The following is a 23,338-nucleotide window of genomic DNA, read 5'->3' on the forward strand; positions in this document are numbered from 1 at the left end:
AGAGCCTCTGATGCTGTAGTACAGAAGCGAACGAGGTAGCTAACCGGCGCTTTTGCCCTCTACACTCGGTTATTCATTGATACACGGAGGTTTTTCCATGCGGCGCGTGGTGTTCAACCAAAAAGGCGGTGTTGGCAAGTCCAGCATTGCCTGCAACCTGGCGGCGGTCAGCGCCAGCGAAGGCTATCGAACCTTGTTGGTGGACCTCGATGCCCAGGCCAACTCGACCCAGTACCTCACCGGGCTGACCGGCGACGATATCCCCATGGGAATCGCCGACTTCTTCAAGCAAACCCTGTCTTCCGGGCCGTTTTCGAAGAAAAACCAGGTGGATATCTACGAAACCCCGTTCGACAACCTGCACGTCATCACCGCTACTGCGGAACTGGCGGACTTGCAGCCCAAACTCGAAGCCAAGCACAAGATCAACAAGCTGCGAAAGCTGCTGGATGAATTGAGTGAGGACTACGACCGGATCTACCTGGATACCCCGCCGGCGTTGAACTTCTATGCCGTTTCTGCGCTGATTGCCGCTGATCGCGTATTGATTCCGTTCGATTGCGACAGTTTCTCCCGCCAGGCGCTGTATGGCTTATTGGCAGAGATTGAAGAATTGAAGGAAGACCACAACGAAGGGCTGGAAGTGGAAGGGATCGTGGTCAACCAGTTCCAGGCCCGGGCGAGCCTGCCGCAGCAGATGCTGGATGAATTAATTGCCGAGGGGTTACCGGTGCTGCCGGTGTACCTGGGCAGCTCGGTGCGCATGCGTGAATCGCACCAGGCGAACATGCCGCTGATCCACCTGGACCCACGGCACAAGCTGACACAGCAATTTGTGGAGTTGCATAACTTGCTGGAAAACGCGTGATTTAGCAGGCAGCACATCACCCATGTGGGAGCGGGCTTGCTCGCGAATGCGGTGGATCAGTCGACATCTTTATTGACTGACCCACCGCATTCGCGAGCAAGCCCGCTCCCACATTTGGTCTTTGTTCCTACAGGGAAATCGTCGTCTTGCGTCGTTGCCTACAGTTACGCCAGAATCCGCCGGCTTGTGCGTCTGGATGGGCGTCTCTAAGGTTGCCCGGTCGCTGAATTCTCAGTGATCGGGTTTAGTAGCCCGAGTGTTTGTCGTTAAGTGCATAAGCTTCATCTTTCAGGCGTTGAGTCTGTGCTTGATGGTAGCTGTGCGTAGGGCGTCTTCGGGCGCGCCGGCTTCGACATTTCCCGGTCTACTAACCTGCGTACAGCTGCCACCCTAATTCGTTTAGTAGCGATCAGATGGCGGCTCCAATCAGGAATGTCGACCATGTTTAAAGCTACTCCAAATCCCCCGTCTTACCTTTTTACAGTCAGCCCCGGCCAAGCCACCGAAACCCTTATCCTCAACACCTACGAAACCTTCTCCTCAGTCACCACCCTCTTGCTCGACCTTTCCGACGACCTTACCGGCAAGCAGCGCGATGTCGCCTTGGCCATTCATCAGCTCAGCGAATTGGGCGTACTGCTGATGGGGCAAGTGATGGATCAGGGCGTACCGCTACCTCAAACGCCCTGACTGCGCAGCCAGCTCATCAGTTGCGGCAACGGAAACGCACCGCTCTGACGCGCCACTTCCCGGCCATTCTTGAACAGGATCAGGCTGGGAATCGAGCGAATCCCCAACTGAGCGGATAGCTGCTGATTGGCCTCGCTATCGAGCTTGGCCAATCGGCACTTCCCGGCCAACTGCCCGGCGGCCTGCTCAAACACCGGCGCAAACGACTTGCACGGCCCGCACCATTCGGCCCACACATCCACCAACAGGGGTAAATCACCTTTGATCTGGCTGGCGTAATCGCCCTGTTTCAGCTCAAAGGGTTTGCTCAGCAGCACCGGCTGCTTGCAGCGCCCGCACTTCGGCGCATCGCCCAGGCGTTCGTTGGGGATGCGGTTAAGACCGTTGCAGTGGGGGCAGGGAATTACTAGAGAGTCGGACATGCTGGGCTCCGTGAAAGTGGCCAATGGGTTCTATTTGGAGCCGACGACTTGGTTTATCAAGGAACAACTGAAGAGAGGGCAACATGAGCGAAATCGTCAAGCAGGCTATCGAACATTGGCCTTTTGTTTCTGCTCTCTTGCGTAAGCCCAAGACCGAGAAGGATTACGATATTTTGGTTATGGCGCTCGACGAGTTGCTGGATGAGGTTGGGGAGGACGAAAGCCACGCGCTGATTGGGATGTTAGACATCATCGGTGATCGGATCGAAGGTTATGATCTTGAGCATCGTCCGATGCCTGTAAATGGCTAATAGCGTTAGTCATAAGCCATCAGTGCCCAATCTTCTTTCGTGCCAGCTGGCAGGCAAACACGTTGCCCACAGCACAACCCCCAATCACCAGCATCAGAGTGAAAAGCAGTGGTGCATCCCATTGAGACCCTAGCCAGGTTAATAATCCTGCCCCGGCCACAGTGATGCATCCGAAAACTGCAGAAGCTTTGGCTTGGTGAGACGCGTCGATATCCAGTGCCCAGCCGGTCGCAAGGGGCAACAAAATGCAGAAGGCAATACTGGTTGCTGCTGCAGCTGCCAGGTAAAGGTAGATATCGACATGTAGCCATGCCGCTACCATCAACAGTGCGGCGAGGCACTGAGAGGCGGATCCTGCATTTAGGCGTTGGGCGTCGCTGAATCGTGTGACGGCTTTCCCTGAAAAGAAAAAACCTGCCGCTACCAGTGCCGCCCAACCTGAAAGGATCATGCCTGTTGCTTGTGGTGATAGATGAAAAACTCCCTGCAGAGCAAACGCCTTGCTGAGGTTCAACTGTGTGAAGGCGCTCTGTATCAGGAGTGCAAGCAGTAAACCGCAGATGAATTTCGGGTGGTTCCCTAGTAAAGATTGGGTTTCAGTTGCAGCCTGTTGGCCTTGGTCGGTTGCCTTGCCGTGATGAGTGGCCAGAAGTCCCAGGCCGATTATAAAAAGCAGGCAACCGAGTACGCCAAAAACCCATCTCCACCCCCAAAACGAGGCTGCCGCCAGCAGAGTCGGCGGGCTTAGTACCGTAAGGACGCTAATCGCACTCAAGAGATAAGCTGTTGCGCTTTGGAAGGTTGTTTGCCCGAGTCGTTGACGTAGCCAAAGGCGTGAAGAGGTTGCTGCCACCGCGTTGGCGATGAACATGAAAGTAAAGATGATCGATAGCATGAGAGCGCTTGTTGATAACGCCACTGCGACACATAGCAGCGCGATCAGCACCGATGCACTGGCCAGGCTGACGCTCGTTCCCAGTCGGTTGACCAGCGGCGTTGAAAACAACTGGCTGAATGCGAAAGCCATCAGGCACAAGCCGAGCATGCCTTGAAAGAATGCCGGAGAAACACTCAAGTCCTGAGCGATTAACGGAGAAAGAGGAACAAGAGCGTCGAAAACAACCGAACTGACCAGCGTCCTGGCCACCACGACCCTAAGGCCAGGGGTCACGGCCTGATGCTCCCGCTCCTCTGTACCACTGCTTACGTATTCACTGCGCGCAGAGTGGCGACAGGCTCATTCGCCTCGGCCCTGGCTTGGCTCCCTTTGAGCCACAGCGCTATTACTTCTTTGTGCTGTGGATATCGCTCAACCAAAAACAGCTCAAGTGGCTTCCATGCCCGCTTTTCCAGCCAGGCATTGACCTGGGAAAGGTCGTGGTGAGGGACGGACAAGTCCATGTGTAGACGGACAGCGGAATATTTCTCGGGTGTAGCGTGATCGCACACCGATTCCAGATTTGGAACATCGACGCCCATGACGCACCTCCATTTCATATCTGCTTAGGTTTGTTGCGTGATTGCAACAGGCCAACCCTAGGCCGAAGAGATGTTTAATGATGTCAGGCGCGTCCGGTATTTATTTCTTTATATGTCGCTCGGGTTTAACTCCTACGACGAACAACTAATCTCCATATGCTTCCCCCAATCCGGCGGCCGCTGGGCGTATTGCTCCATCCCCGGCTGTTCCTCAAACGGTTTGGTCAGTACCTCATGCAGCCGGCGCACTTCGCTGTAATCCCCCAGCTCTGCCGCCTGGATGGCGTTCTGCGCCAAATAGTTGCGCAGGATATAAAGCGGATTCACCCCATGCATCCGCTCACGTCGCTGTTCTTCTGTGCCGCTGGCGTCGCGCTCCACACGGGCTTTGTACAGGTCCGCCCACTCATCAAACCCCTTGAGGTCGACAAAGTCGTCGCGCAACCGCGCCACAGCCAGCGCCGCAGATTCATCCCCCAGCCGGCGGAAGAACAGGGTGTAGTCGACGCCGCTGTTCTGCATCAGTTGCAGCAGGCGCTCCACCAGCTTCTGGTCGTCATCTTCGGCGGTGGTGAGGCCCAGTCGGCGGCGCATCAGGTCCAGGTAGTGGGCCTGGAACAACGGCAGATACAGCCCCAGCGTTTCCCGCAACGCTTCAACACTGATAAACGGCGTCAACGCCTGGGCCAGCGCGCTCAAATTCCACTGCCCGATCGGCACCTGGTTGCTGAAGGAATAACGCCCTTCATGATCCGAGTGGTTGCAGATGAACTGCGCGTCAAAATCATCCAGGAACGCAAACGGCCCGAAGTCGAAGGTGATGCCGAGGATCGACATGTTGTCGGTGTTCATCACTCCGTGGCAGAACCCATAGGCTTGCCACTTGGCGATCAGCTCCGCATTACGTTCGACGATTTCACGGAACATCGCCAAATACGGCTCCGGCTGTTCCATGCATTCCGGGAAGTGCAGGGACAACACGTGCTCCGCCAATTGCTTCTGCAATTCAGGCTTCTTGGTGTAGTAGAAATATTCGAAATGCCCAAAGCGCACATGGCTATGGGCCAGGCGCAGCACCATGGCGGCGCGTTCCTGTTTCTCGCGCCATACCGGTGTGGTGGAGCCGATTACACAGAGTGCACGACTGCTGGGAATGCCCAGCGCATGCAACGCCTCCGACGCCAGAAACTCCCGGATCGACGACCGCAGCACCGCGCGCCCATCGCCCATGCGCGAGTACGGGGTTTGCCCGGCGCCCTTGAGGTGAAGGTCCCAATGCTCGCCCGCTTCGTTGTAAACCTCGCCCAGCAGCAATCCGCGCCCGTCACCCAACTGCGGGTTGTACGAGCCAAACTGATGCCCGGAATAGATCATCGCCCGCGGCTCGGCCTCGGCCCACAGCTTGTGCCCGCCGAACAGCTCGGCAAATACCGGTGTTTCGGCCACGGCAGGGTCGAGATCCAGCAGCGCCATGGCCGCTTCACTCGCTACCACTAAACGCGGTTCGTCGATGGGTTCGGGCAGCACATGGGTTGAGAAGCCGTCGCCCAGGCGGGCGAAACGGTTGTCGAAGGTCAGTTCGTCGAGGGCTTTCAACGGCCATCTCCCAGCAGAATGTCCGACCATTCTGCTGGGGATAGTGCGTTTAGTCGAGTTTGGCGGGAGGCGGTTCTTGTATGTCCTGGTCCTTGGCGGGCGGCAGGGCGGTTTTGTTTTCTTCTTCTACCGGAACCAGTTTGTATTCCTGGCCATGCAGGTTCTTCAAGTACACCTCCATCTGCCGGAACGAGATGTTGATGTGCTCTTTCTTGAACTCGCGATTGATGAAGCGGTTGACCTCATCGATCACCGGGTTGCGGTCGCCCAGGTCGCGTACGTGCATGCGCAGTTCGTGGTCCAGGGTGCTTTCGCCGAAGTTGAGGAAGTACACATGGGGTTCCGGGTCTTTCAGCACGCGGGGGTTTTCCCGGGCGGCCTTGAGCAGCAATTCCTTCACCCGATCCAGGTCCGAGCCGTAGTCCACGCCCAGTTTCAGGGTGACCCGGGTGATGGTGTCGGTCAGCGACCAGTTGATCAGTTGCCCGGTGATGAACGTCTTGTTCGGGACAATGATGTCCTTGCGGTCGAAGTCGGTAATGGTGGTGGCGCGGATGCGGATCTTGCTCACCGTGCCCGACAGGTTGCCGATGGTGATGGTGTCGCCGATCCGTACCGGGCGCTCGAACAGGATCATGATGCCGGAGATGAAGTTGGCGAAGATCTCCTGCATCCCGAAGCCCAAGCCCACCGACAGCGCGGCCACCAGCCATTGCAACTTGTCCCAGCTCACGCCGAGGGTCGACAGGGTGGAAACAAAGCCGACGCCGGCAATCACGTAGGACAGCAAGGTGGTGGTGGCGTAGGCGCTGCCCTGGGCCAGGTCCAGTTTCGACAACACCAACACTTCCAATAACCCGGGCAGGTTGCGCGCCAGGGCAAAGGTGATGCCGATGATAATCAGCGCCCCCAGCAAGTCGCCGATGCTGATGGGCACCATGCTGATATTGGCGCCGGTGCCGCTGGTGTATTCGTAGAGGGTCACGTTGTCCAGGTAGGAAAACACCGAGATCAAGTCAGACCACACCCAATACAGGGCGGCGATAAAGCCACCGAGCAGGGCCAGGCGAATCAGTCGCATCGACTGTTCGTTGACCTGTTCGATGTCCAGGGTCGGCTCTTCGATCACTGCTTCGCCATCACCCGCTTCCTTGGCGGCCTGGCGTTTGGCCAAGGCTCGCGCATAGGCCAGGCGCCGTGCGGCAACCCCCAGGCCACGGACGAAGGTGGCTTCGATCACCAGCCAGAACATCAGCAGGTACAGGGTGTTGATCAGCCGGTCGCTGAGTTTCAGGGCGGTGTAGTAGTAGCCAAAACACACAGCAATAAACAGCGCGACCGGCAGTGCGGTAAACATCAGGCCCATGGCTTTGCGAAACAGCGAGGCTTTTTCGTGAGTCGGGCTATGGAGCAGCAGGCGCCCGAGCAGCCAGGCCATCAGTGCGTAGCAGGTCAGCACCACGCCGATGCCCAGCACGTCGTCCGCCAGCGCCGCCGGTTGATGCTCGGCGATGGCCACCACGGCCACCAACGCCAGCACCACCAGCCCGAGTTTGCGCACCCAGCCCTGGAGGAATTCGACCTGGGGTTTTTCCCAGCGGAAATGCAGCTCTGCCACGCCGCCTGGCGCGAGGATCCGATAGGCGGTGTAGAACACCAGCCACGCCTGGGCGATCTGCAGCAGGGCCGCCCCGAGGTTGGCGTTTTGCCCGCGGGCATCGATCTGCAGCGCGTAGCCGCACAGCGCCAGGCCCAGGGCTACCGGCATCGCCAAGGCGATATTCACCAGGATCGCCACCGGCGTGTGCCACTGGCTGTCGCGCTTGAAGTGGCCGATGTCCATATGGATTTTTTTCAGCCGGGCATACAGGTAGCTGCGACGCCACAGCAGCGCGCCGATCAACAACAGCAGCGGCAGGAACAGCAGCGGGCGCTGGGTCAGGCCGTCATACAGCTCGCTGACGCTGGACGCCCACGGCAAGGTGGTGACCTGTTTGCTCAGATGCGCCGGTACGGTTTCCAGCCATTCGGTGTCCAGCGGCTTGTTGCTGGGAATCCAGAACATCTGCTCGTCGAGGGTCGCCCGCAACGTGCTGGCGGTGCTCAGCAGTTGTTTCTGGTTCAGTTGCAGGGTGATGGATTCGTTGAGCAGTGCGCTCAGCTCCCGGCTGAGGCGCTCCAGCAGGTCGCTGCGGGTGATCGCCAGTTCCAGCAGGGTGCGGCGCAGTTGGGGTGTGATCTGGTCGGCCGGTTGATTGGCCAGCAGGTTGTCGACGTAGGTGCTCGGGGTGCTGATCAGTTCGCGTTGTTGATTGACCTCGAACTGGTACAGGCGAATGTTGGCGATGTCATCTGCCAGATCGCGGTCTACGGTCAGGCGCGGGAGGGCCTGCTTCTGTTTGTAGAGGATCTTGGACAGCAGCAGGCTGCCCTTGAGTACGTTGATCTGTTCGTCCAGCGCCGAGTCACTTTGGGTCACGCTGTCCAGTTGCTGCTTGGTTTGCAGGTTTTTCTGAGTCAGTTCGTTGAGCCGGTCGGTGCTTTTGAGCAAGTAGTCGGACAGTTTCAGGTTGGCGGCGCTTTCCGTGGCGAGCAGGCTGCTGCCACCGGCCTTTTGGGCTTCGATGGACTGCTGGGTCACGGTTTCCTGGGACTGGGCCAGGCGTTTCTGGTTGATCAGGGTTTGCAGGTCCTGGATTTCCTGCTCCAGGCGCGCGGTTTTTTCCAGTACCAGATCGTGTTGGCTGTTGCCCAGGTCTTGCAGTTGGCTGTTGCCGGCCAGCTCCTGGCGGCGCAAGGGGATCAGCGCGTTGAGGGCGGCCAGCTCGGCGTTCAGTTGGTTGCGCTGGTCACCGCTGAGGGCCTTGCCATTGTCTTTGCCGGCCTTGAGGATCGAGTTGATTTGCTGGATGCGCGTCTGGCTGCTGCTGATTTCGGTCTGGGCGCGTTCCGGGCGGGTCTGGGCGGCGATGCTCAAGCTGTTGGCGTCGGCCAGTTCCTTTTGCAGGTCGCCTTGCTGGGTGGTGCGCTGCACCAGCAGTTGTTCAAGCTGCGGCACCGGCAAGGTGGCGTAGCGTTGGGCGACAGGAATCACCTTGGTGGCTTTGAGCCGGGTCAGCTCGCGCTGGTTCTCGGCGCTCTGGCGCGGCGCGTTTTCCAACTGGCGCTTGAGGTCGACCAGGCGCTGTTGGTAATCCTGCTGGTTGCCGAGGAAGGTGAGGGTCTGCTGCAGGATGCTTTGCAGCGCCTTCATGTCGGCGTCGGGCAGTTTGCGGTCCGGCAGCTTGTCCAGGGTTTGCTGGACGGAGTCGATGCTGGGCGGGTCGGCAGCGTTTACGGTGCCGACGCAGAGGGTCAGGCCCAGCAGGGCGGTGGCGAGAAAAGTACGCAGGGTTGTCATAGAGACCGGTCGAGCAAGGTGATAAATAGGGGGCGTCCCGACATCGACTGGCGCGCCGTCGCCCCGCAGTTTAGAGGAAGAGTCCGGGGCCCGGGCGACTTCCTTCGGGGAATCTGACGCCAACTTTGCCGATCTTGTTCCCGTCCATGACCGCAACGGTCCAGATGGTGTTGTTCCATTCCACCTGGTCGCCGACCACCGGCGCACCACCGACTTTCTGGGTGATGAAGCGGCTCAGTGGCATGTGCGGGTCGATGCCCTCGAGCTTGAGCCCGTACAGGGCCGAAACCGCGCCCAGTTGGGCGTCGCCTTCCAGTACGAAGTCGCCGAAGAAGCGCAGGTCGAGGCCCCGTTGTGGTGCCTGGCTGAACAGTTTGCCGAGGGCCGGCAAGTTGTGTTCATGGCCGATCACACACAACAAATCATCGACTTCCAGCACCGTACTACCCGACGGATGGAGCAGTTGCTGGCCACGAAACAGCGCGGCGATCCGCGTGCCTTCGGGCATTTTCAGTTCCCGTAGGGCCGCGCCGATGCACCATTTCTCGGCGCCCAGGCGGTAGACGAACAGCTCCCACTCGCTGGTGACGTGCACTTCCAGGGCGGCCCGGGAAATCGGCGCGGGCTCGGGCGGTACCGTCACTTTCAACAGTTTGGCTACCCAGGGCAGGCTCGTGCCCTGCACCAGCAACGACACCAGCACGATAAAGAACGCCAGGTTGAAGTACAGCTGCGCGTGGGGCAGGCCGGCCATCAGCGGGAACACCGCCAGAATGATCGGCACCGCACCGCGCAGGCCGACCCAGGCGATAAAGGCTTTTTCTCGACCGTGGAAGGCCTTGAACGGCAGCAGGCCGACGATCACCGACAGTGGCCGTGCGAAGAGAATCATCCACAGCGCCAGGCCCAGGGCCGGCAGCGCGATGGGCAGCAGATCATGGGGCGTGACCAGCAGGCCCAGCACCAGGAACATGCCGATCTGTGCCAGCCAGGCCATGCCGTCGAGCATATGCAAGATGCCATGGCGGCTGCGCACCGGACGGTTGCCGATCACAAGGCCGCACAGGTACACCGCGAGGAAGCCGCTGCCGTGCAGGGCGTTGGTCAGGGCAAACACGAACAGGCCGCCGGAAATCACCAGGATCGGGTACAGGCCGTTGGCCAGGTTGATCCGGTTGACCATCTGCAGCATCAACCAGCCGCCGCCCAGGCCAATGATGCCGCCGATGCCGAACTCACGGATCAGGTGGCCCAGCAGGCTCCAGTGCAGGCCGGTCTGGCCGCTGGCGAGCATGTCGATCAGGGTGACGGTGAGGAACACCGCCATCGGGTCGTTGCTGCCGGATTCGATTTCCAGGCTGGCGGTGACCCGTTCGTTCAAGCCCTTGCCGCCCAGCAGCGAGAACACTGCCGCAGCGTCCGTGGAGCCGACGATGGCGCCGATCAGCAGGCCTTGAATGATGTTGAGATTGAACAGCCAGGCGGCTGCCATGCCGGTGAGGCCGGTGGTGATCAGTACCCCGACCGTCGCCAGGGACAGGGCGGGCCAGAGCGCCACGCGAAAACTCGCCACCCGTGTTCGCAAGCCGCCGTCGAGCAGGATCACGGCCAGGGCGAGGTTGCCCACGAGGTAGGCAGTCGGGTAGTTATCGAAAATGATGCCGCCGCCGTCGACGCCGGCGATCATGCCCACGGCCAGGATGATCACCAGGATCGGAATCCCTAAGCGGGACGAAAGAGAACTCACCAGAATGCTCGCACCTACCAGCAACGCGCCGATCAAGAACAGGCTGTTGATGGTCGTCGCATTCAAAGGCAGTACTCCATGAGCAGGAAAGACGAGGCGCAAACTGACCATGCAGTCTGCGTGCCAGCGATTCTAACCTGTTGAATTGCTGTGCTGTCAAAAAGGTTTTGAATGGCTGGCGCATATTCAATGTGGGAGCGGGCTTGCTCGCGAATGGGGTGTGTCAGTCGCCTTATGCACAGCTGATCCACCGCTTTCGCGAGCAAGCCCGCTCCCACATTTAGAGGCGAAACCGCCCCACCATCCCGTTCAAATCCACCGCCAAACGCGACAGCTCACTGCTCGCCGCACTGGTCTGGCTGGCGCCGGTCGCCGATTGCACCGACAAGTCACGAATATTCACCAGGTTGCGATCCACTTCCCGCGCCACTTGCGCCTGTTCTTCAGCGGCACTGGCGATCACCAGGTTGCGCTCGTTGATTTCAACGATGGCGGTATTGATGGTGTCCAGTGACATCCCCGCACCCTTGGCGATATTCAGCGTCGACTCCGCACGCTCGGTGCTGTTACGCATCGAATCCACTGCATGCTCGGTACCGGCCTGGATACTGCCGATCATCCGCTCGATCTCGCTGGTGGACTGCTGGGTGCGATGGGCCAGGGCCCGCACTTCATCCGCCACCACCGCAAAACCACGCCCGGCCTCACCGGCACGCGCCGCCTCAATCGCTGCGTTCAGGGCCAGCAGGTTGGTCTGGTCGGCCAGTCCACGAATCACGTCCAGCACCTTGCCGATGTCCCGGGACTCTTCCGCCAGGTTACCGATCAAGGTCGCGGTGGCTTGCACGTCGCTGCTCATGCGCTCGATGGCGCCGACGGTTTCCTGCACCAGGTCACGGCCATCGCCGGCCGAGGAGGTGGCGTTTTTCGAGGCTTCGGACGTGCTGACCGCGTTGCGGGCCACTTCTTCAACCGCGCTGGTCATCTCGTTCACCGCCGTGGCGGCTTGTTCGATTTCGTTGTTTTGCTGGGTCAGGCCGCGGGCGCTTTCGTCGGTCACGGTGTTCAGTTCTTCCGCCGCGGAAGCCAACTGGGTGGCCGAGCCGGCGATGCGCTGCAAGGTGTCTTTCAACTTGTCCTGCATCTTGGACATCGCCAGCAGCAGTCGGCCGGCTTCGTCGTTGCCGTCGACCTTGATCGGGCGCGTCAGGTTGCCTTCGGCGATTTCCTCGGCGGCGTCCAGGGCCTGGGCGATCGGCAGGGTGATGCTGCGGGTCAGCAACCAGGCGAACAGCATGGTCAGCGCCGTGGCCAGGATCAGCAGGATCACCACCAGCTCAAAGGCCATGTCGTATTGGTCGGCGGCTTGCTGGTTGGTGGCGGTGGCCATCTTGTTGTTGATGTCCAGCAGGCGGTTCAGGACGGCGTTGACTTGTTCCGAGTTGGTCAGCAGCTCGGTGTTCAGCAGGGTACGCAGCTCGTCCACCTGATTGGCCCGGGACAGGCTCTTCATGCGTTCTTCGATCTGGTGATACTGGCCCAAAAGACGCACGTACTCGTCATAGGTACTGCGCTCTTCGCTGCTGTCGATCAGCTTCTCGTACACCGCCTGGGCGGTACGAATCTGTTGATTGCGCAGATCAAACGCTTCCAGGGTCTTTTGCTGGACGTCGGGCTCGCGGTTGGTCAGCAGGCGATAGGACAGCACCCGCAGGCGCAGGGTCAGCTGGGTGAACTCGTCCAGGGCGCGGATGCTCGGCACGCTGCTCAGGGTGATGTCTTCCGTCGCCGCGCGAATCTTGCTCATCTGGTTCAACGCGAACACGCCGAGAAACAACATCAGCGCGCCAATCAACGCGAAGCCGAGGAAGGCCCGCGGCGCGATATTCATATTACGAAGAGACATGCTGTGATCCTGGGGAGAAGCGCGATCCATGCGGGGTTTGGGCGGGGTGTCCATGACCTATCGGTCATACGACTAAAGTCTTGAGGGGGTGCGCGCTTTTGTCGCAGAGCGGGACGGTCCGACGGGATTCAGGAACCAGATGCCATAAAAGCAGTCACTAAGGCTCGAAAGCGTGGCCTGCCCTGTAAAATCAAGGCCCCGCGCCGGGGATAACCCTGGCATCCGAGGTGATTTTTCTTTATCGTCACCGCCCTTTGAAAAAGCCCGAGAAATCAAAATGTTAGAAGCATCCCTCAGCCAATTGGAACAACTGGTCAGTGACCTGGTACAGCAGAACCAGGATCTGCTGGGCACCAACGAATCCCTCAAGGCCGAACTGGCTCGCGCCAAGGATGAGAACGACAGCCTGCAGCTGAACCTGATGGAACAGGAAGAAAAGCAGGGCGCCACCGCTGCCCGTATCCAGGCGTTGGTTGAGCGTGTGAGCGCAGGTCCTGTCAGCGCATGAATGAAGGGATAAAGGTCGTTTCGATTCTCGGTGAGGATTACTCGATCAAGGCACCGGAAGGGGAAGACAACACCCTGATGAGCGCCGTGACGATGCTCAAGGCATCCCTGGCCACCACCAAGAAAAAGTACCCGACGCTGATCGGTGACAAGCTATTGGTGCTGGCGGCGCTGAACCTGTGCGCCGAGCAGATCGAAATGCAAAAGCACCATCAGCAGGAACTCGACCGTTACCAAGAGCAAGTCAGCGCCACGGTCGAAGTGATTTCCAAGGCGATCGGACAGCCTTAGAACCACTCATCCTGCATCCCCAGGCACGTGTCATCACGTGCCTCGAGAATCGCCAGTTCATGATGGCAGCCCGGTATTTCCCACGTCAGGAAGTACCGGGCGGCCTGGAGCTTGCCCTTATAGAAGGCGACATCGGCAGCATTACCCTTGGCCAGCCCTTCCTCGGCGCGAATCGCCTGTTCCAGCCAGCGCCAGCCAATCACCGTATGCCCGAACACTTTCAGGTACAGCGCCGAATTCGCCAGGCTGCTGTTGACCTTGCCCTGGGCGAGATCCGTCAGCAGGCCGAGGGTGACCTCTTGCAGGCGCGCTACCAGGTGTTCCAGCGGTTCCCGTAAGGCAGTCAGTGACGGGTATGCCTGTGCTCGCGCGCCGGTCTCGGCGATCAGGCGGATCAGTTGCTTCAAGCCCGCACCGCCGTTCTGCGCCAGCTTGCGCCCGAGCAAATCCAGCGACTGAATGCCGTGGGTGCCTTCATGGATCGGATTCAGGCGGTTATCGCGGTAGTACTGCTCCACCGGGTATTCGCGGGTGTAGCCGTGGCCGCCGAGGATCTGGATCGCCAGTTCGTTGGCTTTAAGGCAAAACTCCGACGGCCAGGATTTGACGATCGGCGTCAGCAGGTCCAGCAGTTCGTGGGCCTGTTTGCGCGCAGCTTCGGTTTCCAGGGTGGTGGTGTCGTCGAACAGGCGCGCGGCGTACAAGCCAAGGTCGAAGGCGCCTTCCACGTAGGCTTTTTGGGTCAACAGCATGCGCTTGATGTCGGCGTGCTGAATGATCGACACCGGCGCGGTGTTCGGGTCCTTGCTGTCGGGCAGGCGACCTTGCGGGCGCTCGCGGGCGTATTCCAGGGAATACAGGTAGCCGGCGTAACCCAGCATCACCGCGCCCATGCCTACGCCGATCCGCGCTTCGTTCATCATCTGGAACATGCAACTCAGGCCCTGATGCGGCTTGCCCACCAGGTAGCCGACACACTCGCCGTTATCGCCGAAATTCAGCGCGGTCGAGGTAGTGCCGCGCCAACCCATCTTGTGAAACAGCCCGGCCAGCAGCACATCATTGCGTTTGCCCAGGCTGCCGTCGTCGTTGACCAGGAATTTGGGCACGATAAACAGCGAAATGCCCTTCACCCCGGCGGGCGCGTCCGGCAGCTTGGCCAGCACCATGTGCACGATGTTTTCCGACAGCGGGTGATCGCCGCCGGAGATGAAGATCTTGTTGCCCTTGAGGCGATAGCTGCCGTCAGCCGCCGGTTCTGCACGGGTACGAATATCCGACAGCGAGGAACCGGCGTGGGGCTCGGTCAGCGCCATGGTGCCGAAGAAGCGGCCTTCGATCATCGGTTGCAGGAAGCGTTGTTTCTGCTCCTCGGTGCCGAAGCTCTCGATCAGGTTGGCGGCGCCCATGGTCAGGAACGGGTACGACGTAGAGGCGGCGTTGGCTGACTGGAAGTGTGCGAAACAGGCCTGGGACAGCAGGGTAGGCAATTGCATGCCGCCGGCTTCGAAGCTGCGGGCGGCGTTGAGGAAGCCGGCTTCGAGGAAGGCGTCCACCGCCGGTTTCACTTCAGGAATCAGAATCGCCTGACCGTTCTCGTAGCGGGGCTCGTTCTCGTCGCCCTTGCGGTTGTGGGGGGCGAAGAACTTCTCGGCAATGCTGCGGGCGGTGCCGATGGCGGCGTCGAAGGTTTCGCGGTTGTGTTCGGCAAACCGCTCGCGCTGGGTCAGGCCCTCGGCATCGAGGACTTCGTACAGCTCGAAAGCCAGATTGCGGGAACTGAGCAGCGTCTCGGACATGGCGGCTTACCTGTGTGGGAATGGGCCGAGTCTAAGTGCGCAAATAGAGGCTGGATAGCAAGATTGATCTGGGTGATGGAGGGGCCAAACAACAGCGGTGAGTTGCAAACACGGTCAGGGTGGGAGCGGGCTTGCTCGCGAATGCGGTGGATCAGTCAGTACATCTGGCGACTGACACTCCGCATTCGCGAGCAAGCCCGCTCCCACATTTTGACCGCGTTCCGTCAGTTAGCCGATGGTCATCAGGCTGGCGTTACCACCCGCCGCGGCGGTGTTGACGCTCAACGCCCGCTCGATCACCAGGCGCTCCAGGGCAATCCCGGTTTCGCCCGAAGACAAACCGTGAACCCCGACAATCGCCCCGCCACGCTTGGCCACTTGCTGGCAAACCCCGCGCAGCTGGTCGGAATCGCCGTGATGCAGCACGGCATCAAATACGGTTTCATCCTTGGTCCAGTCCGCCACCAGCTTGATCTTCGCCTGAAGCTCCTTCGGCAAACGTGCGAACACGGCCTTGGTCAATTCAGTTTCCGGCCATACCGCCGAGCCGCCGACAGCCAGTACCGCGGCCAGTTGCGTCAGCAGGTCGCCTTCCACTTCCGCCAGGCACAACACGTGCTCGCGGGGCAGGATGGCGTAGCTGTTGCGCTCGCCGGTCGGGCCGGCCAGTTGGCGGGTGATACCGCTCTGGGATTGCGCGGCGAACTGCACGCACAGGGCGCTCAAATCGCTGAGCTTGTTGCTGTCGGCCCAGGCTTGCAGGGTCGTCAGTGGCTTGCTCATGGCATCCCGCAGGCGAACGTCCGGTGCTGTCACGGCATCACCGCGCACGAAGGATTGCTCGATGGCGTCCGTAGGACGGGTCGACAGCAGACGGTACAGATACAGCGGGCCGCCAGCTTTCGGGCCAGTACCCGACAAACCTTCGCCGCCGAACGGCTGCACGCCGACCACGGCACCCACAATGTTGCGGTTAACGTAGACGTTACCGGCATGGACGTTGTCGATCACCTTGGCGATGGTCTCGTCGATGCGGGTGTGCACGCCCAGGGTCAGGCCGTAGCCGGAGGCATTGATCTGGCCGATAAGCTGGTCTATCTCTTTGCGCTTGTAGCGCACCACGTGCAGCACCGGGCCGAAGATCTCCCGTTGCAGCTCGTCGAAGCTTTCCAGTTCGATCAGGGTTGGCATCACGAAGGTGCCGCGCTTGACCTCTTCGCTATCGGCAATGGCGACCTGGTAAACGTTGCGGCCTTTGTCGCGCATGGCCTGGATGTGTTTCTCGATGCCAGCCTTGGCTTCGGCGTCGATCACCGGGCCAATGTCCACCGACAGGCGCTCCGGGTTGCCGAGGCGGCATTCAGCCATGGCACCTTTCAGCATTTCGATGACACGATCAGCAGAATCTTCCTGCAAGCACAGCACGCGCAGGGCCGAGCAGCGTTGGCCGGCACTGTCGAAGGCCGAGGACACCACGTCGATCACGACTTGTTCGGTGAGCGCTGAGGAATCGACGATCATCGCGTTCTGGCCACCGGTTTCGGCGATCAGCGGGATCGGACGGCCCTGTGCATCCAGGCGGCCGGCGACACTGCGTTGCAGCAAGCGCGCAACCTCGGTGGAGCCGGTGAACATCACGCCCTTGACGCGATCATCACCCACCAGGCGGGCACCGACGGTTTCACCCTGGCCCGGCAGTAGTTGCAGCACGCCTGCCGGAATCCCGGCTTCCAGCAACAGGCGCACGGCTTGTGCGGCCACCAATGGCGTTTGCTCGGCAGGCTTGGCCAGCACCGGGTTACCGGCGGCCAGTGCAGCGGCGACCTGGCCACTGAAGATCGCCAGGGGGAAGTTCCACGGGCTGATACAGACCACCGGGCCCAATGGACGGTGGGCGTCGTTGGTGAAATCGTTACGGGCCTGCACCGCGTAGTAACGCAGGAAGTCCACGGCTTCACGCACTTCGGCGATGGCGTTGGCGAAGGTCTTGCCAGCTTCACGGGCCAGCAGGCCCATCAGTGGCTGGATCTCGCCTTCCATCAGGTCAGCGGCACGTTCGAGGATCGCGGCGCGTTCGGCGGGCGGGGTGGCCTGCCAGATGGGCCCGGCTTTCAGGGCGCACTGGATGGCGTTGTCGACGTCTTCGACAGTTGCTTCCTGTACATGGCCAACCACGTCACGCAGATCGGACGGGTTCAATACCGGCGCAGCGGCTTCATTGCTGGATGCGCAACCGAGCATCGGCGCGGCTTTCCAGTTGTTGTGGGCAGTGGCCAGCAAAGCGCAGGACAGCGACGCCAGGCGGTGTTCGTTGGCCAGGTCGATACCGGCGGAGTTGGCGCGCTCGGCACCATACAGGTCGCGGGGCAGCGGGATACGCGGGTGCGGCAGGCCGAAGCCGCCTTCCAGCGTCGCCATCTGCTCGATGCTGGCCACTGGATCGGCCACCAGCTCCTGGATCGAGATGGACTGGTCGGCGATGCGGTTGACGAACGAAGTGTTGGCGCCGTTTTCCAGCAGGCGACGCACCAGGTAAGCCAGCAGTGTTTCGTGGGTGCCGACGGGTGCGTACACGCGGCACGGACGATTCAGCTTGCCTTCGGAGACCTTGCCTACAACCTGCTCGTACAGCGGCTCGCCCATGCCGTGCAGGCATTGGAACTCGTACTGGCCGGGGTAATAGTTCTGACCGGCGATATGGTAAATCGCCGACAAGGTGTGGGCGTTGTGGGTAGCGAACTGCGGGTAGATAACTTCCGGAACCGAGAGTAGTTTGCGCGCGCAGGCAATGTAGGAAACGTCGGTGTACACCTTGCGGGTGTAGACCGGATAGCCCTCCAGGCCTTCGACCTGGGCGCGCTTGATTTCGCTGTCCCAGTACGCGCCTTTTACCAGGCGGATCATCAGGCGGTGGCGGCTGCGGCGTGCCAGGTCAATCACGTAGTCGATCACATACGGGCAGCGCTTCTGGTAAGCCTGGATCACGAAGCCGATACCGTTCCAGCCGGTCAGTTGCGGCTCGAAGCACAGGCGTTCCAGCAGGTCGAGGGACAGCTCCAGGCGGTCGGCTTCTTCGGCGTCGATGTTCAAACCGATGTCGTATTGCTTGGCCAGCAGCGTCAGCGACAGCAGGCGCGGGTACAGCTCGTCCATCACGCGCTCGTACTGCGCACGGCTGTAACGCGGGTGCAGGGCCGAAAGCTTGATGGAGATGCCTGGGCCTTCATAAATCCCACGGCCGTGGGACGCTTTGCCGATCGAGTGGATGGCTTGTTCGTACGAGGCCAGGTACTTCTGGGCGTCGTGTTCGGTGAGTGCGGCTTCACCGAGCATGTCGTAGGAATAGCGGAAACCCTTGGCTTCGAACTTGCTCGCATTGGCCAGGGCTTCGGCGATGGTTTCGCCGGTGACGAACTGCTCGCCCATCAGGCGCATCGCCATGTCGACGCCCTTGCGGATCATCGGCTCGCCGCTTTTGCCAATGATGCGGCTCAGGGACGACGTCAGGCCGGCTTCGTTATGGGTGGCGACCAGTTTGCCGGTCAGCAGCAGGCCCCAGGTGGCGGCGTTGACGAACAGCGACGGGCTGTTGCCCAAGTGCGGGTGCCAGTTGCCGGTGCTGATCTTGTCGCGGATCAGTGCGTCGCGGGTGCCTTTGTCCGGGATACGCAGCAGCGCTTCGGCGAGGCACATCAGCGCTACGCCTTCCTGGGACGACAGGGAAAATTCTTGCAGCAGGCCCTGGACGATACCTGCACGGCCGCCGGCGCTTTTCTGATTGCGCAGTTTCTCGGCGATCGAAGAGGCGAGCTTGTTGGTGGCGTCGGCCATTGCCGCGGGCAGGCGGGCCTGCTCGATCAACATCGGCACCACTTCAGGTTCCGGGCGACGGTAAGCGGCGGTGATCGACGCGCGCAGCACCGATTGCGGCAGGATGCTCTCGGCGAACTCCAGGAAGCACTGGTGAGCGTGGTCGGTCTGGACCTCGCCGGCTTCTTCTGCGTCCTTGCTGGCCAGGCCGTTGAGCTCGGCCAGGGTTGCACCACCCTCGAGTTTCTCCAGGTAATTGAAAATCGCCTGCTTGATCAGCCAGTGCGGCGTGCGATCAATGGAGGTCGCGGCCGCCTTCAGGCGCTCGCGGGTCGGGTCGTCAAGTTTGACCCCAAGGGTGGTCGTAGCCATCTTTTTATCCTCATGGGTGCCACTACTGCGTGGCATCAGCTGGCGGCAAGATTAGCTTTGCGCTGAGAGAGGTGCAACCGGGTGCAACCCTTTTTATCCATGAAATTTTTGATGCTGATCGGGAAAAATTATCGCCGCAGCCGAATCGGCTGCGTCCTGGTGCATTTGCTTCTGACTTTGGCTGCCCTTGCTCCGAAAAGGAGCAAAAACACGGTGTTTTCCACAAAACACATCGAGGTGCAACTTATTCTCAAGAAACTGGTTGCACCTTATTTGCTTTGTTGAATAGCATTCGCGCCCAAGGTGCAACCTCTTACCGGCGGTTCATCGGCTGATGGCTTTCCTGGGGAAACGTCAGTCATAAATGCGCGGCGCCAGGCTTCGTCTATCCACTAGCCAAGTGGGTGGCCGTCCGGACAGACCGCCGCTACATAAAAACAATGCCAGGGCGTAACTCAATGAGCGTAAGTAATCCTACCCTGATCACATTTGTGATCTATATCGCTGCCATGGTGCTGATCGGCTTTATGGCCTATCGCTCCACCAACAACCTTTCCGATTACATCCTCGGCGGTCGCAGCCTCGGCAGCGTGGTCACCGCGCTCTCGGCCGGCGCCTCGGACATGAGCGGCTGGTTGCTGATGGGCTTGCCCGGCGCGATCTACATGTCTGGCCTGTCGGAAAGCTGGATCGCCATCGGCCTGATCGTCGGTGCCTACCTGAACTGGCTGTTTGTAGCCGGCCGCCTGCGGGTGCAGACCGAGCACAACGGCGACGCCCTGACCCTGCCGGATTACTTCTCCAGCCGTTTCGAAGATAAAAGCGGCCTGCTGCGGATCATCTCTGCGGTGGTGATCCTGGTGTTCTTCACCATTTACTGCGCTTCCGGCATCGTGGCCGGCGCCCGCCTGTTTGAAAGCACCTTCGGCATGTCCTATGAGACCGCGCTGTGGGCCGGTGCTGCGGCGACCATTGCCTACACCTTCGTGGGTGGTTTCCTGGCGGTGAGCTGGACTGACACCGTACAAGCCACGCTGATGATCTTCGCCCTGTTGCTCACGCCGATCATCGTGCTGCTGGCCACCGGAGGCGTCGACACCACCTTCCTGGCGATCGAAGCGCAGAACCCTGACAACTTCAACATGCTGAAAAACACCACCTTCATCGGCATCATTTCGCTGATGGGCTGGGGCCTGGGTTACTTTGGCCAGCCGCACATCCTCGCGCGCTTCATGGCGGCGGATTCGGTGAAGTCGATTGCCAAGGCGCGCCGCATCTCCATGACCTGGATGATCCTGTGCCTGGGCGGCACCGTGGCCGTGGGCTTCTTCGGTATCGCCTACTTCTCGGCGCACCCGGAAGTCGCCGGTCCCGTGACCGAGAACCACGAGCGTGTGTTCATCGAGCTGGCCAAGTTGCTGTTCAACCCATGGATTGCCGGTGTATTGCTGTCGGCCATCCTGGCTGCCGTGATGAGCACCCTGAGCTGCCAGTTGCTGGTGTGCTCCAGCGCCCTGACCGAAGACTTCTACAAAACCTTCCTGCGTAAAAACGCCTCCCAGGTTGAGCTGGTGTGGGTCGGTCGCGCCATGGTGCTGCTGGTGGCGCTGATCGCCATCGCCTTGGCCGCCAACCCGGAAAACCGCGTACTGGGCCTGGTGAGCTACGCCTGGGCCGGTTTCGGTGCTGCATTTGGCCCCGTGGTGCTGATCTCCGTACTGTGGAAAGGCATGACGCGTAATGGCGCATTGGCCGGCATCCTGGTGGGTGCGATCACTGTGATCGTGTGGAAGCACTTCAGCCTGTTTGGCCTGTACGAAATCATCCCGGGCTTCATCTTCGCGAGCCTGGCGATCTACTTCGTGAGCAAGCTGGGTGCTCCGACGGCTGGCATGCTTCAGCGGTTTGACGCGGCCGAGGCGGATTACAACCTCAACAAGTAATCGGCGGGGGCTTGAATGCTCGCTGAGGTGAAAACGGCCCGCATCTTTGGATGACGGGCCGTTTTTTTCACCGCTGCTGGTCAGTCAAAATAAACAACGATCATTCCTAGCAGGCCAGTCATGCCAACAAGAACCGTTGTGTGTAGCAGAAGCTTGGTATTGCGCGGAAATGCTTGCACCTGCTGAAGGTCTACAGCACCACGCCGTGCATTTAGCCTGGGGAGTGCAACGGCTACGTACACTGCACAAAGTCTCATCATTCTTTCTCGTGGAGAGGTTCCCCAATAGCCGCTGTGGAAGGTCACCAGGCGACTTCTGTTTAAGAGGATTTCCATAGTCTCAAGCTTTCGGTAGCACAAGAATATGCCGAGAATGTTGGCAATGACTATCAGCAGGAATGAGCTGATTACAATCAAGGACTCTGCAGGGAGATTTAAAAAGTAATCAATATTCATACAACAATTCTCCTGCCTTTTCGCCACCAATGCTGACGTAATGTCCCCCTGTCGCACCTCCAACTCCTCCGCCTATCAATAAACAAGCTAAAGAGCCAAGGCCGGTGGCGGGAAGCAATATGGCAAGGCATAGCGTTGATCCAGCAGCCCCCCCCACTACGCCGCCTGCCACCCCTCCCGCCAACTTTCCCACCTCCACATATTTCGCCTTCCTGCACTGCTCTTCCCTCCCTGTAGAGCAAGCCTCCCTGATTTCCAGCGCCGACGCCGTGGTACTCAGTGCAATTCCCAGTGGCGTTCCGTTTTTCAGCAGCTTGGCGGTCTTTGAAACCCGCGCAATCGTTTCGGCATACCGATGGATTTCCCCGGTGTGCAGATAGCTTCGGGTGGATATCCCGAGCATTTTCTTGATCGATCCCTCATTGCGCAAGTGAGTGCCATAACGTGCAAAGCCGCGCATTTGTGCGTCCAGTTTGGCGAACAGGGTTTGGCGTCGAGCCAGGAAGTCGTTCCGTACGACGCCGCCACCTTGGCGCAGCGACTGTTTATGCAGCGCATCAATGTCTTCGAGCGTTTTACCAATGTCCCGCAGGTGCCGACTCCAGGCGTCACCCGCCGTACCTATTCCGAGCGAGGCGTAGCCCAGTATTTTTTGCAGCAGGTCGTAGTTGTGCAGGGCGAAGGCATCGCCGCCTTCGGCCATAACGCTATGTCGAATATTCCAGGCGGTACTCATCAAACGGGACTCTTCCAGGGTGCAGGCCGCCGTCGAGTCATCGCCTATGATCACCAAATGGCCGGGTAGAACAACAACATTGCGAATGTGACTGTTAAGTACGTCGAACTTGGCCTGCGCGTGTTTGCCCAAGCGCAGCCTGGTCTTGAGCTCCACTGAGGTTTGTTGCCGTTCATTGATGAATGCATAGGGCTGAGGCATTGGGGCGTCCTCAGCAGTCTTTGTGGATGGTGGGGGTATTCAGGGCGTGATGGTTGTTGCGTGCCATGTATGCGGTCCTTTCCGAATGGAGATGGCACCGCAATTTAAGGGCTCGCCTGGTGGCTGTAAGCGTTGAATGTGAGGCGGTTTTTATACTTTGGGAAAAGGGCTACAAGCTACCGTCAGCTATCTGACAGTAGTTTGTGAAAGGGCATCCACCGATTTTGAATTCGTGGTTTTTCAGTCGTGGTCAGTGTCCGGCTGGTTGAGAAAAATCAGCACACCCAGGATCGCCATATAAAACTTGAACGCAGCTTCCTGGCCGTTCCACTGATGGGATTGCCACATCAGGAACCACTCGCCGCCGATCACCATAAATCCGAAGAACCACACGACAAAACCGAGGGTCAGTCCTAAAACTGCGCATTTCTTTGCGCGGTTGAATTCGGTGCCAGTAGCATGACGAGCCCGCCACAAGGCCAGTGCGCCACGCGCCAGCAGCACGGCCGTCAGGGCTTCACCGGCGATGATCAGCCAGTACGCACCGTGCCACAGCCATGGGGTGGTGATGGCGCGATACATCGCGGCGTTGCCGGGGAAGGTGGTGTCCATGCTCAGCACATGTTTGACGAAGGCAAAGTTGGAGCCGTAGTCGGTGATGTTGTTGAAGGCGACGAGTGTGGCAAAGGCTGCCAGGGCAAGGGTCAGAACGATTTTTGCGTAGCGGGTGGCCATGTTTTTTTCCATTGTGATGCCGATGAGGTGGGTCGTAACGCTAGCACGCTCATGACGGTGGTTCGACGTT

The 23,338-nt window shown here is 59.8% G+C and carries 18 protein-coding genes and 2 pseudogenes; 7 read left to right on the plus strand and 13 right to left on the minus strand.

Going from position 1 to position 23,338, the window contains the following annotated elements; all coding sequences use genetic code 11:
- Window positions 1-97: 97 nt before the first annotated feature.
- Together D109_RS0119000 and D109_RS0119005 are read left to right on the plus strand one after the other, a co-directional pair.
- Window positions 98-868, plus strand: coding sequence for a ParA family protein (locus D109_RS0119000; RefSeq protein ID WP_017478270.1), 771 nt, complete (start codon window positions 98-100; stop codon window positions 866-868).
- Between the two features lie 441 nt (window positions 869-1,309).
- On the plus strand, window positions 1,310-1,558 hold the full coding sequence (locus D109_RS0119005; RefSeq protein ID WP_017478271.1) for a DUF6124 family protein: 249 nt from the start codon (window positions 1,310-1,312) through the stop codon (window positions 1,556-1,558).
- On the opposite strand, the gene trxC is transcribed toward D109_RS0119005, so the two are convergent.
- Window positions 1,546-1,980, minus strand: coding sequence for a thioredoxin TrxC (gene trxC / locus D109_RS0119010; RefSeq protein WP_003209402.1), 435 nt, complete (start codon window positions 1,978-1,980; stop codon window positions 1,546-1,548). The genes D109_RS0119005 and trxC overlap by 13 nt on opposite strands.
- Before the next feature lie 83 nt (window positions 1,981-2,063).
- Here trxC and D109_RS0119015 point away from each other — a divergent pair.
- Window positions 2,064-2,282 (plus strand): annotated as a pseudogene (locus D109_RS0119015) (hypothetical protein); the annotation flags it as partial.
- A gap of 28 nt (window positions 2,283-2,310) precedes the next feature.
- On the opposite strand, the gene D109_RS0119020 reads toward D109_RS0119015, so the two are convergent.
- The 7 genes and pseudogenes from D109_RS0119020 to D109_RS1000000135305 all read right to left on the minus strand — a co-directional run.
- A complete protein-coding gene (locus tag D109_RS0119020) occupies window positions 2,311-3,462 on the minus strand; it encodes an MFS transporter (protein WP_017478273.1) in 1,152 nt (383 codons plus the stop codon).
- 32 nt (window positions 3,463-3,494) lie between these two features.
- Window positions 3,495-3,770 carry a hypothetical protein gene (locus tag D109_RS0119025; RefSeq protein ID WP_017478274.1) on the minus strand — a complete coding sequence of 92 codons (276 nt, stop codon included), beginning with the start codon at window positions 3,768-3,770 and terminating at the stop codon, window positions 3,495-3,497.
- Between the two features lie 132 nt (window positions 3,771-3,902).
- A complete protein-coding gene (gene selO, locus D109_RS0119030) occupies window positions 3,903-5,366 on the minus strand; it encodes a protein adenylyltransferase SelO (RefSeq protein WP_017478275.1) in 1,464 nt (487 codons plus the stop codon).
- Between the two features lie 49 nt (window positions 5,367-5,415).
- Window positions 5,416-8,766: a mechanosensitive channel MscK gene (gene mscK, locus D109_RS0119035; RefSeq protein ID WP_017478276.1), complete on the minus strand. Its 3,351-nt coding sequence runs from the start codon at window positions 8,764-8,766 to the stop codon at window positions 5,416-5,418.
- A gap of 70 nt (window positions 8,767-8,836) precedes the next feature.
- Window positions 8,837-10,579, minus strand: coding sequence for a potassium/proton antiporter (locus tag D109_RS0119040; RefSeq protein WP_017478277.1), 1,743 nt, complete (start codon window positions 10,577-10,579; stop codon window positions 8,837-8,839).
- Between the two features lie 214 nt (window positions 10,580-10,793).
- Window positions 10,794-11,666 carry a methyl-accepting chemotaxis protein gene (locus tag D109_RS1000000135300; protein ID WP_371103580.1) on the minus strand — a complete coding sequence of 291 codons (873 nt, stop codon included), beginning with the start codon at window positions 11,664-11,666 and terminating at the stop codon, window positions 10,794-10,796.
- A gap of 33 nt (window positions 11,667-11,699) precedes the next feature.
- Window positions 11,700-12,473, minus strand: a pseudogene (locus D109_RS1000000135305) (MCP four helix bundle domain-containing protein); the annotation flags it as partial.
- A gap of 223 nt (window positions 12,474-12,696) precedes the next feature.
- Here D109_RS1000000135305 and D109_RS0119050 point away from each other — a divergent pair.
- Together D109_RS0119050 and D109_RS0119055 are read left to right on the plus strand one after the other, a co-directional pair.
- Window positions 12,697-12,927, plus strand: coding sequence for a hypothetical protein (locus tag D109_RS0119050; RefSeq protein WP_003209413.1), 231 nt, complete (start codon window positions 12,697-12,699; stop codon window positions 12,925-12,927).
- Window positions 12,924-13,217, plus strand: coding sequence for a cell division protein ZapA (locus D109_RS0119055; RefSeq protein WP_017478279.1), 294 nt, complete (start codon window positions 12,924-12,926; stop codon window positions 13,215-13,217). Before D109_RS0119050 ends, D109_RS0119055 begins: the two co-directional genes overlap by 4 nt.
- Here the strand turns inward: D109_RS0119055 and D109_RS0119060 are convergent.
- A complete protein-coding gene (locus D109_RS0119060; RefSeq protein WP_017478280.1) occupies window positions 13,214-15,016 on the minus strand; it encodes an acyl-CoA dehydrogenase in 1,803 nt (600 codons plus the stop codon). The genes D109_RS0119055 and D109_RS0119060 overlap by 4 nt on opposite strands.
- A gap of 228 nt (window positions 15,017-15,244) precedes the next feature.
- The gene (putA, locus tag D109_RS0119065; RefSeq protein WP_017478281.1) at window positions 15,245-19,198 is read right to left on the minus strand and encodes a trifunctional transcriptional regulator/proline dehydrogenase/L-glutamate gamma-semialdehyde dehydrogenase; all 3,954 of its coding nucleotides are present in this window, start codon (window positions 19,196-19,198) and stop codon (window positions 15,245-15,247) included.
- 29 nt (window positions 19,199-19,227) lie between these two features.
- On the opposite strand from putA, the gene D109_RS1000000134180 reads away from it, so the two are divergent.
- A complete protein-coding gene (locus tag D109_RS1000000134180) occupies window positions 19,228-19,533 on the plus strand; it encodes a hypothetical protein (RefSeq protein WP_177325530.1) in 306 nt (101 codons plus the stop codon).
- Between the two features lie 123 nt (window positions 19,534-19,656).
- The gene (gene putP / locus D109_RS0119075; RefSeq protein WP_017478283.1) at window positions 19,657-21,141 is read left to right on the plus strand and encodes a sodium/proline symporter PutP; all 1,485 of its coding nucleotides are present in this window, start codon (window positions 19,657-19,659) and stop codon (window positions 21,139-21,141) included.
- An 80-nt stretch (window positions 21,142-21,221) separates the two neighbouring features.
- Here putP and D109_RS0119080 read toward each other — a convergent pair whose 3' ends face one another.
- From D109_RS0119080 to D109_RS0119090, 3 genes are all read right to left on the minus strand, one after another.
- On the minus strand, window positions 21,222-21,596 hold the full coding sequence (locus tag D109_RS0119080) for a hypothetical protein (RefSeq protein ID WP_017478284.1): 375 nt from the start codon (window positions 21,594-21,596) through the stop codon (window positions 21,222-21,224).
- Window positions 21,586-22,533: a hypothetical protein gene (locus tag D109_RS0119085; protein ID WP_017478285.1), complete on the minus strand. Its 948-nt coding sequence runs from the start codon at window positions 22,531-22,533 to the stop codon at window positions 21,586-21,588. Before D109_RS0119085 ends, D109_RS0119080 begins: the two co-directional genes overlap by 11 nt.
- A gap of 240 nt (window positions 22,534-22,773) precedes the next feature.
- A complete protein-coding gene (locus D109_RS0119090) occupies window positions 22,774-23,268 on the minus strand; it encodes a DUF2165 family protein (RefSeq protein WP_017478286.1) in 495 nt (164 codons plus the stop codon).
- Window positions 23,269-23,338: the final 70 nt, after the last annotated feature.

This window comes from Pseudomonas sp. PAMC 26793 (genome assembly GCF_000313235.1).
GTDB lineage: Bacteria > Pseudomonadota > Gammaproteobacteria > Pseudomonadales > Pseudomonadaceae > Aquipseudomonas > Aquipseudomonas yamanorum.

What these genes read in the sequence shown, in the direction of transcription:
- trxC (WP_003209402.1), bottom strand. Translation starts at nt 1,980, where the DNA reads ATGTCCGACTCTCTAGTAATTCCCTGCCCCCACTGCAACGGTCTTAAC.
- D109_RS0119055 (WP_017478279.1), top strand. Translation starts at nt 12,924, where the DNA reads ATGAATGAAGGGATAAAGGTCGTTTCGATTCTCGGTGAGGATTACTCG.
- D109_RS0119085 (WP_017478285.1), bottom strand. Translation starts at nt 22,533, where the DNA reads ATGCCTCAGCCCTATGCATTCATCAATGAACGGCAACAAACCTCAGTG.
- D109_RS0119000 (WP_017478270.1), top strand. Translation starts at nt 98, where the DNA reads ATGCGGCGCGTGGTGTTCAACCAAAAAGGCGGTGTTGGCAAGTCCAGC.
- D109_RS0119050 (WP_003209413.1), top strand. Translation starts at nt 12,697, where the DNA reads ATGTTAGAAGCATCCCTCAGCCAATTGGAACAACTGGTCAGTGACCTG.
- mscK (WP_017478276.1), bottom strand. Translation starts at nt 8,766, where the DNA reads ATGACAACCCTGCGTACTTTTCTCGCCACCGCCCTGCTGGGCCTGACC.
- D109_RS0119080 (WP_017478284.1), bottom strand. Translation starts at nt 21,596, where the DNA reads ATGAATATTGATTACTTTTTAAATCTCCCTGCAGAGTCCTTGATTGTA.
- D109_RS0119090 (WP_017478286.1), bottom strand. Translation starts at nt 23,268, where the DNA reads ATGGCCACCCGCTACGCAAAAATCGTTCTGACCCTTGCCCTGGCAGCC.
- D109_RS0119005 (WP_017478271.1), top strand. Translation starts at nt 1,310, where the DNA reads ATGTTTAAAGCTACTCCAAATCCCCCGTCTTACCTTTTTACAGTCAGC.
- D109_RS0119060 (WP_017478280.1), bottom strand. Translation starts at nt 15,016, where the DNA reads ATGTCCGAGACGCTGCTCAGTTCCCGCAATCTGGCTTTCGAGCTGTAC.
- D109_RS0119025 (WP_017478274.1), bottom strand. Translation starts at nt 3,770, where the DNA reads ATGGGCGTCGATGTTCCAAATCTGGAATCGGTGTGCGATCACGCTACA.
- putA (WP_017478281.1), bottom strand. Translation starts at nt 19,198, where the DNA reads ATGGCTACGACCACCCTTGGGGTCAAACTTGACGACCCGACCCGCGAG.
- D109_RS1000000135300 (WP_371103580.1), bottom strand. Translation starts at nt 11,666, where the DNA reads ATGTCCAAGATGCAGGACAAGTTGAAAGACACCTTGCAGCGCATCGCC.
- putP (WP_017478283.1), top strand. Translation starts at nt 19,657, where the DNA reads ATGAGCGTAAGTAATCCTACCCTGATCACATTTGTGATCTATATCGCT.